The following is a 19,192-nucleotide window of genomic DNA, read 5'->3' on the forward strand; positions in this document are numbered from 1 at the left end:
AATTTCTTGTAAGGAATATGACTTTACCAGCCCGGGTTCTGACGCATGTTATCATTCTTCACCACTTCGTCATAGGGAATGGGATAGAGATACATTTTGGGGGCCATAAAGACCGGCTTAAATACCTCCACCACGTTGTAATTAAAGGCTGGTCCGTCTTTGATGATACTCATACCATGCAATGCTTTTGCATATACCTGCTGCGCTATCTTCCAGCGGCGGATATCCCAGAAACGATGTTCTTCAAAAGCCAGTTCTATTCTCCTTTCGTTGCGTATTACACTGCGCATATCATCCGTATTCATATTTTCCCGGAGACCATACATACCGTTACTACCAGCTGCAATGCCTGCACGTGCGCGCAGGTCTTTGAGTACCTGGTACACTTCCGCCGTAGGGCCGTTAGCTTCGTTTTCTGCTTCCGCAAAATTGAGCAGTACTTCTGTGTACCGGAGTATGATCCAGTCGTGGCTGGTATTGCTATACTGCGTGGCATTTTCAAAGTTGCCCATGAACTTGCGCATATAGTAAGATGTCTGCGTGCCTGGTTCAGCACCACCCGGGCGGTGCTGGCCACCCTGAAACGTTTGTAGATCCGTATTCAGCCAGTGTGATCCATTATAGAGGATACTCATGGCGAGACGTGGATCGCGGCGGGCATAAGGATCATTGGAATTATAACCAGAAGTCGCATCTGTTATAGGTACCCCCGTATTAGTGGGAAAAGCATCTACCAGTTCCTGCGTAGGATTGGTACGGCCTCTTGCTACCTGTGCAAAACCTACAGGGCCATTGGTGCTTTCTATATCGGTGTTATTCCCACCCTGGCGGAAGAAAATAACTTCCTTATTGTTCTGGGTAATAAATACATCCTTGAAATTGGAAAGCAACCCGAATGTTTTTTCATTGATCAGGTCGCGGGCCGCCGTAGCTGCCAGTTGCCAGCGCGATTTATCGTAGCTGGCGTAACCTGTGAGTGCATTGTTGGCGTCGATGTTCTGTCCGTTGAACAAAGGACTGGCTGCATATAACAACACCCGTGCTTTCAGGGCCAGGGCAGCGCCTCTGGTAGCGCGATGACTGTTCAGTTCCGGCGCGGCTACAGGATTGGGACGCAGACTATCTTTGATAGCATCGCATTCTTTCACGATATACGAAACACAATCTGCAAAAGAGCTACGGGGGATTTGAACATCATCTCCCAATTCCCTTACCTTATCTCCCATCAGCGGAACACCGCCGTAACGTTTCAGCAGTTCGAAATAGAACAGCGCCCTGATAAAACGCGCTTCTGCTTTCCAGGCGTAACGAATAGATGCCCCGTTGGGTAGTTTTTCCTTTACAGGCGACACATCAATATTGGATACAAAAAGGCTGGCAGCGCGGATCGCACTGTAGCAACTGTTCCAGGGCGATTCGTCGCCGATAGTAGCGTAGGAAGAATAGGCGCCGGTAGCCAGTTGCGATACGGCAGAAGTACCCACGAGGCCGGAGATAGCATCATCTGATGCGGCATCCAGCAGATCGCCGCCCACACGGTTATAACCACCGGGTAATTTTGCGTAAATGTTATTGAGAAATTTATTGGCGTAAGTACCCAATGAATCATCCTGATCGAATACATATTCAATGGTTACTTTTTCAAGCGGAATAACTTCATAGTCTTTCCGGCAGCTGATGATCACGGTCATGCAGCCGGCTAAGAAAAACAATATGCGGAAATGTTTCATGATGCGATGTTTAGATGGCTGACTAGAATTTTATGTTGATACCGGTGTTCAGTACCCGCTGAATGGGATAGGCCCCCACTCCTACTTCGGGGTCAACGAAATCATATGCAGCGTGTGTAAACAGATTCTGTGCATTGGCAAACACCTTTACGCTGCCGAGCCGTACACGGCTGGTCCAGCTATAAGGGAGATTATACGCCACATTAATGTTTTTCAGGCGGAAATAATTGCCATTGCGCACCCAGAAAGAAGAAGACATCTTGTTATAGGTGTGATTGGCATCGGCGGTGAGACGCGGATAAGTAGCGGTATTCGCCGTTTCCGGTGTCCAGCGGCCGGTGATCTGCTGATAAGCCTGACCGTAAGTAAAGTTGAGGAACTGGAAACCTGCTTCCGTAGCGAAATTGGCGACATAGTTCACACGATTGGCCACACCCTGCAACAGCACACTGGCTTCAATTCCTTTCCAGGAAAAACCAAAATTAACACCATAGTAGATGCGTGGTTTGTAAGTGCCAATGGGCGCCTCATCGAATTGATTGATCACACCGTCGCCGTTCAGATCTTTATAACGGATGTCGCCTGCCTGTGGTTTGTAACCCGCGATGGTAGCACTACCTGCGGCTTCTTCAGCAGATTGGAAAAATCCATCTGCCACATACCCGAAGCGCATACCGATAGGCTGACCTGTTCTTTTATTCCATTCGTAATCGCGGCGCTGTTCATCCATAAATATCGCCTTTGTACCTTCTATGTTGCCATTGGCGGTAATGAAATAACTGAGCTGTTTAACGCGCCCCTGGTAAGTAACGGAGAGTTCCCCGCCCTGGTACAGGTTAATACCGATATTCTCCGGCGGATAAGCAGCACCGGAAAGTGCAATACTTTTTCCACGGATCTGTAACAGATTTTCGTAACGATCATGGTAATAATCGCCCGTGATCTGCACTTTGTTGTTGAACAGGGAAATGTCCATGCCCACATCCAGCTTACGTGCGGTTTCCCAGGAGATATTCACATTGGCCAGTCCATTTTCCTGGAAACCGGATGCCGGTGAGCGTGTAGTACCCTGAGAGTAGATACCGCCGCCAACGCCGTTGTTTTCGCTGAAATCCTGGCGCCAGATGTAGTAACCTGAATTATCGATACCATTGCCGGTGTGTGCGTAGGTACCGCGCAGTTTCAACTGGTTCAGCCAATTGCTGCTTCCTTTAAGAAAATTTTCCTGCGCCAGATCCCAGCCAATACCACCGGCGAAGAAAGTGCCGTATTGTTTACCTGGTATGTAACGATTATAGCCACTTCTGTTAATAGCACCTTCTATGAAATATTTATCAGCATAGTTATAGGCAACTTTACCGGAAAGATTGGTAGATTTTCCGGGCAGGTCATAATTGAAGATGGTTTGCCTGGTATCTGCCAGTACTACGGCATTCAGTCCATGGCGGCCAAATTGCCGGTCGTAGTTCAGCGAAGCCTGTCCGAAGAAATACTGGGCATTAAAAACAGAAATAAAATCGTTTTTCTGCGCTACTGCATTGCCATATTTTGTATACAGGGTATCTTCCGGCGTAATCGTCATCCTGTAAACGAGGTCATTCTTACTGCGGTCTACCGCGTTGGCAGATTGTATGGACAGGTTGCCTTTTGCTTTAACAGACAACCCGGGGATCCAGTCGCCCAGGTTGTAGCGCAGGTCTACATTGGCCATTACATCTTTGCTGTTATCCTGTATATAGCCACTGTTGATGGTTTGCGACAGCAGGTTGCTGGTGAGGTTATTGGTACCGCCCCAACTGCCATTTGCATTATAAACAGGATAAGCACCGTTTGGCGTGGCCAACAGGTTATTCAGGATGTTGTTGGTACCTGCTCCGGGCTGTGTACCTTCCTGGAGGCGGCCAAATAGCTGCATCCCTACATTGAGGTTGCTGGTAACGTCGATGTTCACATCGGTATTGATCAGGTAGCGTTTCAATCCGGCATTGGTGTTGTACTTGCTGCCGGGTGCAGTGTTGAACATGCCCTGCTGATCGGTATAGTTAAGTGATACGGAATAACGGGCTACATTGCCACCACCGTTCACATTCAGGTTGTAGCGCGACATCGGGGCGTTATCACGCAGCACGGCATCGCACCAGTTTACATCCGGGTTAGTGAATGGTTTTGTATGATCGCGGTAAGCAAGGAAATCGGCTTCTTTGTACAAAGGCGCTTTACCATCATTTTGCAGCGCTTCGTTGAGCAGGTAAGCATATTGCCAGGAAGGCAAGGGCTTTGGCAGACTAAGGGATTGCTGCACGCCTGTTTGCGCCGTAAACGATACCCGTGGTTTACCGGCACGGGCCCGTTTGGTAGTGACCAGCAATACGCCACGGGAGCTGCGTTGTCCGAGCATGATGGTAGAAAGACCATCTTTCAGCACAGAAATAGACTCAATATTTTCCGGATCAATGGAGAATACATCGCGTTGGATCCCATCAATGATCGTAACGGGCACCTGTCCACGCAATGATAAATTCATTTCGGTATTATCATTGGGCTCAGAGGCGCCTGGTTTGGGAATATTACCAATAAAGATATCCACGTCGAAATTATTGCCGGTACCTGGGTTCCGGAAACCGCTCACCTGCTGCGTATACAAGCCCGCAAGCCTGCCTGGCAAAGCGTATGCATACAGGGTAGATGGCGTAGTGCTCAGCTGATTCGTATATACGGTAGCGATAGACCCGACGGAGCTTTTAGGTGATGCTTCTCCATACAGTACGGGGATGCGTTGCGGCAAAGGGATAAATGTTTCTTCCATCCGTAACGTCAGTGCAGTGGTATCCCCGAGCTGCTGGGCAATAGTTTTGTAACCTGGATATTGTACCAGCAAGGTGCTGTTTTTTGCGGCGCGGATAGTGAAGCCGCCATTAGCATTGGTACTGGTGCTGTCGCCGGTGTTTTTGATGAAGATGGCAGCGCCTGCGAGGGGCTGACCATAATTATCTATCAGCCTGCCGGTGACGGTACCGGTTTGCTGTGCCTGCACGTTTCCACAAAGTGCGAATACCAGACAGGCAAGGGCTGGGATATATTTATGAAGGTAGCTGTGAGTCATTGTTATTGACATTTAAAAGTGTACACGAAAGGGGCGCTGGTATTGCCGAATCCTACTTTCACGGTGCCGGTGGCATCTGTAAAAAAGTATTCGATCTTCGTCAGGGTCTGACCATCCTGCATTTTGAAATATGCGCGAGGCCAGATGGTGATCGCCGATTTTTTACCGGTGTAACTTTTCAGTTTGGAATCATCTGTTTGTACGCAGGCATCGAGTACCTGCCCATCGTTGGTATATCCTTTTGCACAGAAATAAATATTGCCTACGCCATTAAGTGCGGTGGGCACTACTTCCGGATCGAAACTCAATGTCAGGAAATCATTGTCGGTGGCTACGCCCGGGGTGATGGCACTAAGTTGTGGATTACAGAAATCGATAACATCTCCCTGTCCGCCGGTAATGGAGAAGCAATCTTTAAACTGACATTTATATACGTTGTTGGCACCGAAAACATCACTAAGGCCTTCGCTGCTGGTACCGAGAAAGTAGCCTGTTTTAAACTGTATATTTTCCGGACCTGGTTTGATGACCATTGTTACATCGATCTTGTCTTTCACTCCCTGTGGCACGTTGTAGGCCTGTTCTGTCCAGAACACTACCCATTCGAGATCGTCTGTCATATAGTTGCCGCCCATGCCAAACCGGTTTTTCAGTGCAGCGGGCCAGGTCAGCCCCCCGCCTGCGTTAACGGAAGCAGGTACCGGCACCATTTTGCCGTTGCCGTATGAGGTAGTGGTATAGGTAATTTTAGCACTGGCGGCAGCGGCCCAGCTTTTCGGAGCCAGGAAACCGATGATCAGGCGGACATTGCTTCGTCCGCCATCTGCTACATCCAGGCGATTGTGCATGGTGATGGTCATTTCCTCACCGGCTTTGGCACTGGAGGGCTGGTCTACCCCGTCGAGGAATACGCAGCCTGCCAGCAGCAGCAGGAACAGGATAATACCGTATGTATAATTTTTCATAACGTATTGAATTATGTTGGATCAGGGATTCAGTCTTTCCAGCGTGTAGTCGTATGTGTTAGCAGTACAACCCGGGCTGAAGGTGAAATTCATATTGCGTTTTCCATTCACATTCGGGTAAGTGAAAGTGGTACTCACCGGAGCGTTGGCGCCTGTTTGGCGGAAGTTGATCCGGAAAGGATATTTTGGATCATCCAGTGCGTAACTGCCGTTTTTGCTGACCACAAAAGGCAGCGGGTTTTGTATGGTGTATTGCAGATCGGTGGTGAAGCGGATCCTGAACCTGGTGAAGTCGGCCAGGGTGGTGATATCCACGCCATTACGTACCGCTTTAACGATACGCCATTCGCCGGCAATATCTTTCACCGGTTCTGGTACCAGTACATCGTTGCGATGGCAGGCATTGATCAGGAGTGCCAGGAGTGGCAGCAGTAAAAATATCCGTAGTGTTGGTTTCATGTGATTACTTTTTACCAGGATGGATTTTGTTTTAACTCAGGCGATTTAGCGGTTTCACCCTGTGGGATGGCCCAGAGATACATCGCGTCGCGGAAATTATGTTTGCGTACCGGGAAGGTGGTATAGGTGACAGTACCGCCATTTCGTTTTACTTCCATGCCGGTCATCTGTTTATTTTCCGTTTGTGCGGCTATTTTCCATCTTCTTACATCCCAGAAGCGGTGTCCTTCAAAAGCCAGTTCTATTCTTCTTTCTGCATGGATGGTTTCACGCATCTGGTCTTTTGTGAGTGCCGCCGGTAGTTCATAGGGAGATAGCCCTGCACGCTTGCGTACCAGTTCTACGGCCTTATACACTTCCTGCACCGGGCCTGCATATTCGTTTTGTGCTTCGGCGTAGTTGAGCAGTATTTCTGCGTATCGCATCAGTGGGAAACAGCGCTGGGAACCGTGGATGTAGTTGGCGGCGATATTTTCATCCAGCATTTTATTGGTGTAGTAACCGGTAGGCGTGCCTGCGTGTACGGCATCCTGGCTGGCACCTTTGCCATCGGGGCCGAGGTAAATATTGACAGGTTCTTTCAAACCGGTATTTTGTATCAGCAGGGTTTGATCGCGGATCACGGAGTATGCGAGGCGGGGATCCCTGTTTTTGTAGGGATCGGCGGCGTTGTAGCCGGACGCCGGATCAGTGATGACTAAACCGTTGGCCATCGGGAACGCATCTACGAATTCCTGGTAGGGAAATCCGCCCTTTGCGCCATTGCGGGATGGCGGCTGCCAGGCAGTTTCCAGTTCCCGGTTGCCTCCCTGCATTTTTGCCAGGATGTATTCGGTGTTTACCCGCAGGGTAAATACTTTATAGAAACCATATCCGGGAGCAGTGGTATTATCTTCGTTCAGGGAATAAGCGGCGGTGTTCATTACGGCTAATGCTGCGTCGGCAGCCAGTTTCCAGCGTTCCGGCAGTTTGTCCGGGTAACCGGTCACGGCGTCGCCGGGTACGATGCCGTTACCATTAAACAGCGGGCTGGCGGCGAAGAGCAATACTCTTGCCTTAAGAGCGAGGGCGGCGCCTCCGCTGGCACGGCCATAGTCTTCCCTGATCCTTACCAGTGGCAGCGCGGCAGCTGCTGCCTCGCATTCAGACACGATGTAGTCTACGCATTCCTTATAGGAATTACGCACGGCGGGGATCTTATCTTCCACCCGATACACCGAATCATTGAGAATAGGAATACCGCCATAATGTTTGAGCAGGTCGGCATAATACCATGCGCGGAGAAAGCGTGCTTCTGCCGCCATCACATTACGGATATACGATGGAATGGGTGATCCGGGCAGGTGTTTCAGCAGCTGGTTTACCTTGCGGATATTGGTATACGGCGTGTTCCACGCATCGGCGCTGATGATGGAGGGATTGACGGTACCGGTGGCAAACTGGACGGAGGTGGTGACGGTAGCAGATTTCTGTGGTTCTGCTTCATCGCAGGCAGCATCAAGTCCGCCGTTTTCGAAGCGGGTGGCGTTTTCCGCAAAACCGATGTCGAGGTAAATGTTGGTGAGGAAGGCGACTGTACGGGCACTATCGGCAAATACCGTTTGCTCGTTCAGGTTAGTCGTTTCCGTCTGATCCAGGAAATTCTTCTTACCACAGGAAGCGAGGGTAAGTATTCCAATGCACAGGCATACAGGAGCAGCGAACGTAGATTTCATTTTCATAACGTTAATACGTGTTAGCATCCAGCTTTTGGTGATAAAATTTTACATACGTGGCATAACAGGGCCCGTCTGTAAAAGCAGCGTTTTACAGTGGCCCGTGATACGGGAATTTTTTGTTTTGATCGGTTACTGTTTGTCTCTATGATATGACACCTTAAAAAAGCAGTACCGCCATCCCTTTATTAATTTTTTATTGTATTCCCCAGTTTTTTGCCGGCTGGCTTCCCATTTCGAGTACCAGTGTTCCGCCGGCGGCAATGTTTGCATGGTTGAGATAACAGTGCTGGTAAGGTTTTCCATTTAACCAGGCACGTTGAATGTAGCGATTGGCAGGTGAGTTGTTGCGGGTGCTGATGCTAAATTGTTTGCCTTTGGCGTAAGCCGGATCAAGTGCAATATGGATGCTATCAAACACCGGGCTGGTAATTTCGTAACGTGGACTGCCCGGACAAACCGGATGCAGACCACTGGCGGCGAGTACATACCAGGCCGACATCTGTCCTACGTCTTCATTACCCACCAATCCTTCTACGGAATTATGATAGGCGCGCGCGCAGATTTCGCGGGTCCAGTGCTGGGTAAGCCAGGGCGCGCCGAGGCGGTTAAACAGGAAGGGCACATGATGTACCGGTTCATTAGCGTGGTTGTAATAGTCGTTCCACATCATGTTCTCCGGCATTTTTGTAAAGAAGGTATCCAGGTCGGCCAGTACCTTTTCTTTTCCGCCCATGAGGGTCACCATGCCGGGTACATCCTGCGGCACAAACCAGCCTTGCTGCCAGGGACTACTTTCAATAGTGCCATATCCCTGCTGCATACGACCAGTTGCGGGCCAGGTCTGCCAGCTGCCATCGTCATTGCGGGGGCGGAACCAGTCCTTGTTCTTATCAAATACATTTTTATAGTTGGCGCCACGGGCGATGTATTTCTTTTCGTCTTCTTTTTTTCCGAGCGCACCGGCCAGTTTACCAACACACCAGTCGAAGTACGCATATTCCAGTGTGAGCGACACACTTAAGCCACCGGTAGAATATCCTTTGACGCCGTTGCCAAATTTTTCCACGGAGTTTTTAGCATAGGTATATCCTTTGTTGATATCAAATCCGCGTATGCCTTTTGTCCATGCGTCCGTCATTACCGATACGGCGGGATTGCCGATCATGCAACCGCTGTACGCGTTGAGGAATTCCCAGCGTTCGAGATAATGATTGCCGGTTTCATCTGCCAGCGTTACCAGGGAGTTCACCATATCGTTTACCACCCGTGGATTGATGATGGTTTGCAATGGCATCTGGCTGCGGAATACATCCCAGCCACTGAAAATGGTGCGTTTGCTGAATTTATCGGTAGCATGTATTTTTCCATCTCCCCCTATATATTTTCCATCTACATCGGAAAAATTGCGGGGATCAATCATAGTATGATAGAGCGCGGTGTAGAATACTTTTTTTTCTTCTTCTGTGCCACCGGTTACCGTCATTTTTCCGAGGGCTTTATTCCAGGCATCGAAAGTCTGCTGACGCACACCATCAAAGTTCCAGTCTTTTATTTCGGCTTCCAGGTTAGCTTTGGCGCCATCCACACTTACGAAAGAGATGCCGGCTTTCATCAACACGGCTTCCTGATCACTGGTAGTGAATTCGGTATAGAAACCGAGGTGCTTACCTGCTTTTTCGTTAACACCGGGGAGGATGCTGGCTTTGGCTACCTGTTGCTGATAGCGGTCGCTTTGCACATCTTCCAGTTTGCGGGACCAGCCGTCCGGGATATCTGCGCTCCACACACCATATTTCTTCAGGGGTTTATTGAACTGTGCATAAAAGTATACTGTGTAATTACCTTTACCGGCACCATTTCCCCAACCACCACCTTCCGGCGTGCATTGCATATAACCTGCAATGGTGCTATCGTTCAGTACTTTTACCTCCTGCCAGGTGGAAGTACCACCTACCCTGCGGGCCAGGTCTATCTGGATACGGGATTGCCCGTTAGCGGGAAAAGTGAAGCGCATGATACCGCTGTGGGGGGCGGCGGTCATTTCCGCAGTGATGGGCTGTTCTGTGAGCTGCACGCTGTAATAACCGGCGCTGGCTTTTTCACTTTGTTTGGCGTAGGTAGAGCGATAACCTTCCTTCGGATGTTGCTGATCACCGGCGGCCGTCTGTAAAGCGCCAACAGTAGGCATTACCAGGAAGTTACCAAGGTCGCCATACCAGCCGATACCGCTCATTTGTGTAAAGGCAAATCCTTCGATTGTTTTATGTTCATAGCTGTAGCCGGAACCGTTATCGCCACCGGTGATGGTATTCGGGCTGAGCTGCACCATACCAAAAGGCGTGGCTGCGCCGGGAAATGTTTTACCGAGTCCGTGATAGATGCCCGCTGCGCCTTCGCTGGTGCTGGCGCCAATGAAAGGGTTCACGTAGGCAGCAGGGCCTTGCGCCCTGCTGATAGTTGTCACGAGAAGTGTCAGAATAAATATGGAAGTCCTTTTCATCATTATATTTTAACGATCTCTATTTTATGAAGAACCGGTTTGTTAATCGTATAGATCATGTTGATGACCGTGTCAATCTCCTTCAGCCAGGCGTTACGCAGTTCTTTGTACATGGCTGTTTCATAATTCTCTTCGTGGAAGCGTAACATACCGTCTGTTTTGGCGGCGGTACGGATACTATCCAATGCGGCGGCATCATCCTGCAATAATAAATGCTTTTTGTCAAAGAAGTTACCCTGTACCCAGTAGTAGCGGCGCAGGCGGGCTTCCAGCTCAGCCCGGTGCAGGTTGAGCTGCATGACAGACGTAGCCTGTTTGTATTGTGGTGTTTCCGGCAGTGTAGCGAGGTTGATTCCCTGCGCAAATGCGTCGGCGGACCATTTACCGATGATGCGTCCATCTATGAGCAGGTTATAATCTCCGGAAGATAATCCTGCCACCTGTAACATTTCCCGGTTAAAATCTTCGGTAAAGGGAATCCAGTTCAGTGCATCAGATTGTTTCTGGTTGTTACCCCAGATGCGGGATACAGTGTCTATCGGGAAAGGCAAGGCTCCCGCCAGATAGCTAAAGCTCACCTTGTTACCGGAAGCGCTGAGCTGACTGACCGTACAATTCACGGCCTGTTGCAGTTTGCCGCCATTGATACTGATTTCCGCCACTGGTTTGCCGTTCAGACCCTGGCTTTTCAGGAACAGGGAAGCCATTACCAGGTGGCCGGCGTTGCCGGGATGTATGCGATCGGGACCGATGATAGTGAAAGTAGAATCCTTTTGCTGCAACTGTTGATTGAGCGCAGACATCGGGCGGAACAGATCCGTGAAAGCCCAGTTGTTCTTGCGGGCAGCAGCCTCCTGGAATCTGATCACTTCCAGCATGGCTTTGGTTTTACCGGGAAACATATTGCCGGAAAACTTAGCCGTTTCATCATACGGCGGCGACGACATCATGATCTTTTGTATTGCCGGCAATTTAAGGAGGCGTTGTTCTATCTGCTGGTAGCTGCGTTGGGAGGCTGCTACCCTTTCCGCAGCGGTTTTATCCGCATCGGGGTTGTTGAATTCAAAGTAACCGGTGTCGTTCATACCGAAAGTAAGCACCAGTACATTGGGCTTCTTGGCCAGTATATCATAGTCGAGGCGACGGTAAATATCCGATGCTTTATCTCCGCCGATACCACCGTTCATGATCACGATTTTTTTACCGGGAAAATGGGTCATGTAATAGAGATAGATGTAGGATACGTATGCACCGGCTTCGGTGATACTGTTACCTACAAAAATCACGCGGTCGTTTTGCTGAAAGGGTTTTACCTGCGCCTGTGTGGATAAGGCGGCAAGACTAAGCCCGATAGAATACAAAAACTTTTTCATATGCTGGTTTAGTTATTTACTGTTACATTTTTAAGACGGATGGTTCGTATGCCAAAGCGCGGAATTTCCAGCCGGATTACTGTTTTGCCGTTCATTACTTTACGTGTTAGCGTTCCCGTTATACGGCCGTCGAGTTCTTCGAGAGTTGCCAGTGTGGCCTTGCCATTGAAGGTGAGCAACTGTGGCTTGTCATCACCGGTGTTATACAACCGGATGAGCAGGTCTTTTCCATCCATCTGCAAGGCAGATACCTGGCAACCGGCAGCTGACAACCCGAGCAGAGATGCTTCTTTTACATTAGTGGCGGAGATGATCTGCAAAGGCTCACACCAGCGTGTTTCTTCATTGCTGACGCCACCGGTGGCCCAGTTGCCCTGATGCGGCAGGATAGCATAACTGACTTCCGTAGGACCGGTAATATCGTAATGGCGGCCCCAGAGCGCCCTGCCTGTATATTGCAGGGTAAGTCCCAGCGGATAATCCTTCCCATGCACATAGCTGGTAGTATGGTCGGTGAACAGTGCAAGTCCGGTGTTTCCATCGCTTACATCTGCCCAGTGTAGTATTACATTATTTTTGATGCTGTCCCAGCTATTGAAGAACGTATTGTCCAGGCGGCTTGCAGTTACATCAAACGGGGCATCTTTACTGAGTTGTTGGTCCTTCAATGCCACCGGGAAGAGCACTTGCAGTTTACTGCTGTCATTATAGAAAGCTTTGTGCGTAGCCTCTGCGCTGTAGTTGTCGGCCTGCGAATAAGCGCCTATACCCGGATTACCCTTCCAGTTGATTTTCACCTGCATGTCTATACGTTGCTGGCCATTTGTAACAGTGATCCGTTGTGTAAAAGGATGACCAGCGATAAAGCCATTTACTTCCACGCCTATACATGCTTTATTATTTTCAGTGATACGTACGGTAGCAGCAGTATCTGTGCTGGAATGCCAGGTGTTTTCTTCATAAAAAAAACCTCTCAGTTCATTGAATCCCCGGGGGCTGTTGGTGTCTACCATTTCTTTGCCGGTTGCTTTGTCAATGAGACTGGTGATAATGCCGCCCCTGGCGGGATCTATCTCTATGTGATACAGATCTGTTTCCAATGGTACAAGCTGTGAAGAAGATGAGGTTGTTGCCGGCTTATTACCGTCAGCTACCAGCTTATAAGCACGGAATCCCATAGGCGGTACAGCGGCTTTGATGAGTAAGTGATCATCCGCACTTTGTTGTGTGGCCACCTGTTTTCCTTTGCTGTCTGTTACTTTCCATTGTCCACGGGGCAGTGCAATCCATTCTTCGCGGGGGTGGCCGGTGGTGTTAAGTACACGTATGTAGCTACCGGCGGTGGTATGATTCCCGGATGATTGCAGGATCTTGTTTCCGGTGGCGCTGGTATGATCGGTCCAGTGTTGCACTTTATCAATCCAGGTATCGCCTTTACTGCCATTGTACGGTACAATCCAGCAATCGTGGTGCTGGGCCAGCAGCAATGATTTCCAGGCAGTGTCCAATTGTTGCTGCGGCCATGGGGCATGATCGTACAATGCCCGGATGGCCGCATATTTTTCTGCAATAACCAGTTTATTTTCTGCGGCTCTTACCTGTTGTGCGATCTGTTGTAACACCTGGGCGCCCCATACCAGGCTAACCTGGATATCTTCCTGGCTGAGTTTCCACACGGGGACGTTTGTTTTATCGGCGATACGGGTGATATAATCGCGCCAGGTCTGGTACTGAGCCTGTTGTTTCAGCCACGGCCCATTGCGCCAGCCGGCATCCTGCAGGCACATCCCGATAGGATTTGCAATTCCCGCTGCACGGGCAGATCGGATATATGCGTCACCGTTATTCCAGGCGGTGGTTTGCCAGGTAGAATTGGGTAGCAATGCTTCTGAGCTGTAACGCGGCACTGTGAGTAAGCTGCTACCGTCGGGTCCCTGCCAATATACCAGTTCACCACCAAAAGCACGTGTATAGCCACCCCAGCAGGTATTGGGATTTTTCAGAGAAGCATACTTAAATCCGAAAGAACGCAGTACCTGTGGTAAAGCGCTGGTAAAACAAGGTTCTTCACTGGAGTAGGTAGTGAATACTGCTCCGGGAAAATGCTCCCGCACTTTTTGTATACCGTAGCTGAATTGCCGTATCATACTTTCACCGGAACCGGTGTAAAGATAGCTCTGACCATAAGCCGGGTTCACATATTCGATGCGGCCGTTGTCCGACTGGTCTGCAAACAGTTGCTGAAAAGTAAGATACGCCTGTGGCTCTGTGATCTTCACCCGGTCCCAGGTTTCGGGCTCTATTTCCAGGTTTATCTTCCAGTAAGGATTTGCCTGCAGCTGGCTGTTGATATATTGCGTATATCCGTTGGGGTAATGTCCGTACACTCCGCCGTGATAGCCATCAATAAAGTGTTGTTGTTGGGCAAAAGATGCCTGTGCCGCAGCGGTGAGTAAAACCGCCAGGCAAAAATTCGTCAGTTTCATGCTATTGTTAAAGGGCCAAGTCCGGGTTTTTCTGAACTTCAGCTAATGGTAATGGAAATTGAAAATCAGTTTCATCAAAGCTTCTCAGGTGATTGGGCGCTTTGTATCCTACCAGGTTGGTGATAGTGCCATGCGCCACATCAAAAGCTTTGCGGGTGCGTAGCATATCGTACCAGGTCTGGAATTCAAAACAAAGTTCCCAGTATCTTTCCTTGAGTATATCATCGGTTGTTAAGTTTACAGGTTTGAGTGCCGCAGGGAAAGCACGGTGCCGTACGGCATAGTACGCATCAATAGCAGCGGCATCTGATGTGGCGCCTCCATCGATATTACTTTTTGCTTCTGCACATAACAGCAATACATCGGCATAACGTATCAGCGGAAAGTTGGCGCCGGAGCGGCCCGTCTTCTCTGCTTCCTGATCCCAGAATTTAAAAATATAAGGGTCGGGGAAGAAAACCATTTCAGCCGGGTTACCATAACGCGGATATTTTGTATAAAAAAAAGCCTGTTCCTGTTTGCGTCCATCGTCTGCTGCATATGAATCATAGAATGCCTGCACCGGCATCATAGCGCCACCATAAGCGGGTTGTATGGAAACCGGCTGCACAGGATATGGCAGATAGGCCCAGTGAATATTGCTCACCGCCACCGTAGGATGGCGTTGCAGCATAAAGATGTGCTCCCGGGTATTCTGCACCGCCGGATTACGCAGGTCGCTGTATTGTTCAAACAAAGAAAACTGGTGACTACCGATTACTTCCAGAGCTTTGTCGTATGCCAGCTGATAGTAAGGCGCGCCTTTTTGCAAAGGATAGCCGGCCATCGTGATGTAGACCTTTGCCAGCAGGGATTTTACCGCACCCAGACTCACATGCCCGCTCTGGTCCATCCAGGAAAGGCCCGCGTTTTCTGCTGCCGTCAGGTCTTTTACAATCTGCTCATATACGGCTGCCTTCGGAGAACGGCGGATCCGCACATCGTTGATATCTTTCGTAGTAGTAAGCTTCAGCGGAATATCCCCGAAAAGCTGTACTGCCTGGAAGTAGTACCATGCGCGGAGGAAATAGGCTTCGCCGAGATAACGTTGTTTGGTCATTTCATCCACTACGGTAGTCACACTCACATTTTCAATCACGCTATTGCAATTTTCCACCGCATAATAAGTGGCGTTCCACCAGCCTTGCAGCCGGGAATTGGCGTTATCAAGTTTATCCAGACGCAGGAACTGATCATCTTCAAAACCTGAAGGTCTTGGTCTGCGGCTATACCCGGTCAGATACTCCAACGAATACACAGGACTAACGGCTACGCCTATATTGGCAACAAAGGGTGTAGCCAGCCCTTCGTAGGCGCCGTTTACCGCAGCGCTTACCTGCTCTGGTGTTTTGTAGTAATTTTTCGGATTGAGAGAGCCCGAGGGCTCTTCTTCCAGGAATTTATTGCAGGACATCAGAAAGATGATCATCCCCCACAGCATCGCTTGTTTCATATTTCAACTCCTTTACTCAGAATGTAATATTTAAGGTGAACGCCAGTGTTTTTGCTTTCGGATATTGATACAGATCCACTCCCTGGTTAAAATCCCCATCAAAGGAGGAAGCCTCCGGATCATATCCTGTATATTTTGTGAACAGGAAATAGTTCTCTGCGCTGGCGCTGATAACGGCCGACCGGATATGATATCTGGCGAGCCAGTCTTCTTTCAGCCGGTACGACAATGCGATATTCCGTATCCGCAGGAATGTGCCTTTTTCTATATTGTAGCTGTCCATTTCGTTATCGAATCCGTCCTGTGGCAGTCGCAGCGAGGCGTTCATGCTACCTTGCCGCTGCGGCGTCCAGGCGTTGAGCAGTTCCCGGTAACTGTTGGTAGAGGGGGCTGCATTCTGCATGAGCATCCTGGTAAAATTTGCCAGACTGTGTCCATAGATCGTTTGCACATCTACCGACAGGGAAAAATTTTTGTAGGTAAATGTATTCCCCATGCTGGCTTCGAAATCGGGCATACCGTTACCTAGTACGGTGCGGTCGTTCGCATCTTTTACTTTGTTATTATTGAGATCTGCATATTTCAGATCACCGGGTTTCTTTCCATACATCGCTGCGGCGGCCGCCTCATCAGTTCCCCAGGTACCCAGCCGGCGGTAGCCATAAAATTCGTTCAGCGGGCGTCCTTCCATGATGCGGCCTCCCCACGGATACATAATATCGCCGTTCAGTTCCAGTACGCGGGAGCGGTTCATGGAATAGATCAGGGAAGTATTCCAGGAGAATTGTTTCCGGCGGATATTGGTGGTAGTCAGTGATAATTCCACGCCGCGGTTGCGGATAGAACCAATGTTATCATATACACCTTCATAGCCGGAAGTGGCGGGCATCAGCCGGTAATAGAGCAAATCTTTTGTAACGCGGTTATATACATCACCGGTAAATTGGATCCTGTTTTCCCACAACGATACATCCAGTCCTATATTCAGCTGATGTGCTTTTTCCCATTTCAGGTTGCGATTGCCCAATGCATCGAAGGTCACAGCAGGCGCCGGCTGCCCGTTGAAAGCCACCTGACCGCTTTTCAGCCGGCCTTGTGTTACATAGTCGCCGATATCAGCATTGCCTACGATGCCATAGCTGCCCCGCAATTTCAGATCGCTGATGCTGCGCACATGCCGGAGAAAAGGCTCGGACGACAAGCGCCAGGCTGCCGAGAAACTCGGGAAATAGCCGTATACGTTGTTGGCGCCGAAACGGGAGGAACCATCTGCGCGGAAGGAAAATCCGAACAGGTAGCGGCTATCGTAATCGTAATTGAACCGCGTATAATACGAGTTCATAGCCGTATTACTGGCGCCCGATTGCGGGCGTTGTGGTACCAGACCGGTTTGCAGGCTGTTATAGGAAAAATAGTCATCGAAGAAACCTTCACTTCCTGCCTGCGTAGTCATGTTGCCGAAATAATACCAGCTGGCACCTCCTACCGCAGTAACTTTATGTTTGCCGAACTGGTTATTCCAGGTCAGGTAATCTTCCGAAGTCCAGGATGCGGAATTACCATGTGCGCGGGTAGCCACGCCTTGTTGTGTATCGGAGTATCCACGGATATCACGGCCGGAATAATACAGGTTATAAGTTGCGCCTGTTTGTCCGCTGAGGCCTGCGGTAATATGCAGTTTGCTGTTCAGGCGGATCGTTGTTACCAGGTTGCCCATCGTATAAGTACGACCAGCCACCGATTTCACCTCCCGCATGAGCCGCACCGGGTTTTCTGAATCTTCTGCACCGGGATAATCACCTTTGCGGGAATAGGTGCCATCAGCATACTGCACGGGTAGAAAGGGCAGAAATTCATAGATCTGCCGCACTGCATTCAATCCGAAAGTATTGATATCTACATTATTCTGTTTGGCGGCGCCGCTGTTGATAACGGCCTGTACATGCAGCCAGTTGTTCACATCCCATCCGAGATTGATAAAACCATTGATCTGCCGGGCGTAGCTGTTGATCAGGATTCCCTGCTGGTCGTTGTACGTGAGATTGACAAGCGCAGAGAAACCATCTTTGCCGGCAGACAATGACAGGGCATGTTCATGGGATACCGCGAGGCGGCTGGCTTCTTTTTGCCAGTCGGTATGATATTTTGGCGAACCGTCCGGATTAAACAATTCCGCTTTCCGCACAAACTGCCGTGAGCCATCGAGGTGCGGCGCAATGCGACCTGGCAAATATTCATATTCTCTTTTAAACATCTCCAGTGCTTCATCTGCATTCATCAGCTGCACTTTACGGGCCAGGGAGCCGAAGCTGACCGTATTTCGGAAAGCGATACCGGGATTGCCTTTGGTACCTTTTTTTGTGGTGATGACGATCACCCCGTTGGAGCCTCTGGCGCCGTAGATCGCAGAGGCGGCAGCGTCTTTAAGTACATCCACCGCAGCTACAATATTCGGATCAATGATCAGCGGATCTGCCCCTACAATACCGTCTATCACATACAACGGTCCGTTGTAGGCATTGATAGAGCCGGTACCTCTTATTTTCACGATGGGATTACCACCCGGTTTTCCCGAGTTCATCATTACGCTCACGCCGGCTATTTTTCCGGCCAGTCCCTGCATAAGATTCATCGTAGTAGCGCGTTCTTTCAAAGCCTCGCCGCTGACGGTACCTACTGCCGTGGTTAATTTTTCCTTGCTGGAAGTGCCGTAGCCGATCACCACTACCTCTTTGAGAGAAGCATATTTTGGTAACAGGGAAACGTAGAGCATATTCACTCTTTCTACGGGCACCTCCTGTTCACCGAAACCAGGCAGACTAAAACGCAGCGTGTCGCCCGGATCGGCATGAATACTGAAAGTACCGTCGGGATCTGTTACCATGTGAGGGGGCGTACCTTTACGCATCACATATACCCCGGGAAGCGGGTTGCCGTTGGCATCCGTTACACGGCCGGTGAGTATGGACACCTGGTTGGCAGCCGGCGCTTCTTTCCGCGTGATGAGGATATTCCTGCCACGCAGTTCATATTGCAATATCGGTGGCAACAGCTTCAACACCTGTTCCACCGGGATACTCTTTTTATTGATGGTAACTTTTCCACTTTTTGTTATTTCCGAAGGGTTGTATACAAACCTGAACGGGGTGGCGGCTTCCACCTGTTCAAACACTTTATCGAGTGTTTCATTGAGGATGTGTATATCTACCAGGGTACGTTTTAATTCATCTGTATTGCCGGATTGGGCAACTATCCGCGACGGGTATACGCAGCACAGTACCAGCACCAGGAAGGCAAGCCACCCGGGCCACACGTGCCGGCAATCCGCTGTTTTCACTTTCATAACTTGAAATTATCACGCCCCCA

General features: G+C 49.7%; 10 protein-coding genes. All 10 read right to left on the bottom strand.

The annotated features are described in order from the left end of the window. Positions 1-23: 23 nt before the first annotated feature. The 10 genes from BMW79_RS27970 to BMW79_RS28015 all read right to left on the bottom strand — a co-directional run bounded on the left by BMW79_RS27970 (position 24) and on the right by BMW79_RS28015 (position 19,169). A complete protein-coding gene (locus BMW79_RS27970; protein ID WP_089901060.1) occupies positions 24-1,730 on the bottom strand; it encodes a RagB/SusD family nutrient uptake outer membrane protein in 1,707 nt (568 codons plus the stop codon). 22 nt (positions 1,731-1,752) lie between these two features. Next, positions 1,753-4,833, bottom strand: coding sequence for a SusC/RagA family TonB-linked outer membrane protein (locus tag BMW79_RS27975; protein ID WP_089901062.1), 3,081 nt, complete (start codon positions 4,831-4,833; stop codon positions 1,753-1,755). A 2-nt stretch (positions 4,834-4,835) separates the two neighbouring features. Then, entirely contained in the window at positions 4,836-5,798 is a 963-nt protein-coding gene (locus BMW79_RS27980; RefSeq protein ID WP_089901065.1) for a DUF4961 domain-containing protein, read from the bottom strand. A 21-nt stretch (positions 5,799-5,819) separates the two neighbouring features. Next, the gene (locus BMW79_RS27985) at positions 5,820-6,257 is read right to left on the bottom strand and encodes a DUF5004 domain-containing protein (protein ID WP_089901068.1); all 438 of its coding nucleotides are present in this window, start codon (positions 6,255-6,257) and stop codon (positions 5,820-5,822) included. Positions 6,258-6,268: 11 nt separating this feature from the next. Beyond that, positions 6,269-7,972, bottom strand: coding sequence for a RagB/SusD family nutrient uptake outer membrane protein (locus BMW79_RS27990; protein WP_089904353.1), 1,704 nt, complete (start codon positions 7,970-7,972; stop codon positions 6,269-6,271). A gap of 196 nt (positions 7,973-8,168) precedes the next feature. Then, positions 8,169-10,475 carry a GH92 family glycosyl hydrolase gene (locus tag BMW79_RS27995; RefSeq protein ID WP_218150467.1) on the bottom strand — a complete coding sequence of 769 codons (2,307 nt, stop codon included), beginning with the start codon at positions 10,473-10,475 and terminating at the stop codon, positions 8,169-8,171. Positions 10,476-10,477: 2 nt separating this feature from the next. Further along, complete coding sequence (locus tag BMW79_RS28000; RefSeq protein WP_089901074.1) at positions 10,478-11,848, bottom strand: SGNH/GDSL hydrolase family protein; 1,371 nt, start codon at positions 11,846-11,848, stop codon at positions 10,478-10,480. 8 nt (positions 11,849-11,856) lie between these two features. Next, entirely contained in the window at positions 11,857-14,334 is a 2,478-nt protein-coding gene (locus BMW79_RS28005) for a glycoside hydrolase family 38 C-terminal domain-containing protein (protein ID WP_089901076.1), read from the bottom strand. 7 nt (positions 14,335-14,341) lie between these two features. Further along, the gene (locus BMW79_RS28010; protein WP_089901078.1) at positions 14,342-15,826 is read right to left on the bottom strand and encodes a RagB/SusD family nutrient uptake outer membrane protein; all 1,485 of its coding nucleotides are present in this window, start codon (positions 15,824-15,826) and stop codon (positions 14,342-14,344) included. 16 nt (positions 15,827-15,842) lie between these two features. Continuing rightward, positions 15,843-19,169 (bottom strand): TonB-dependent receptor, encoded by a 3,327-nt coding sequence (locus BMW79_RS28015; protein ID WP_089901081.1) that lies wholly within the window; start codon positions 19,167-19,169, stop codon positions 15,843-15,845. Positions 19,170-19,192: the final 23 nt, after the last annotated feature.

The organism is Chitinophaga arvensicola, from assembly GCF_900110835.1.
GTDB lineage: Bacteria > Bacteroidota > Bacteroidia > Chitinophagales > Chitinophagaceae > Chitinophaga > Chitinophaga arvensicola.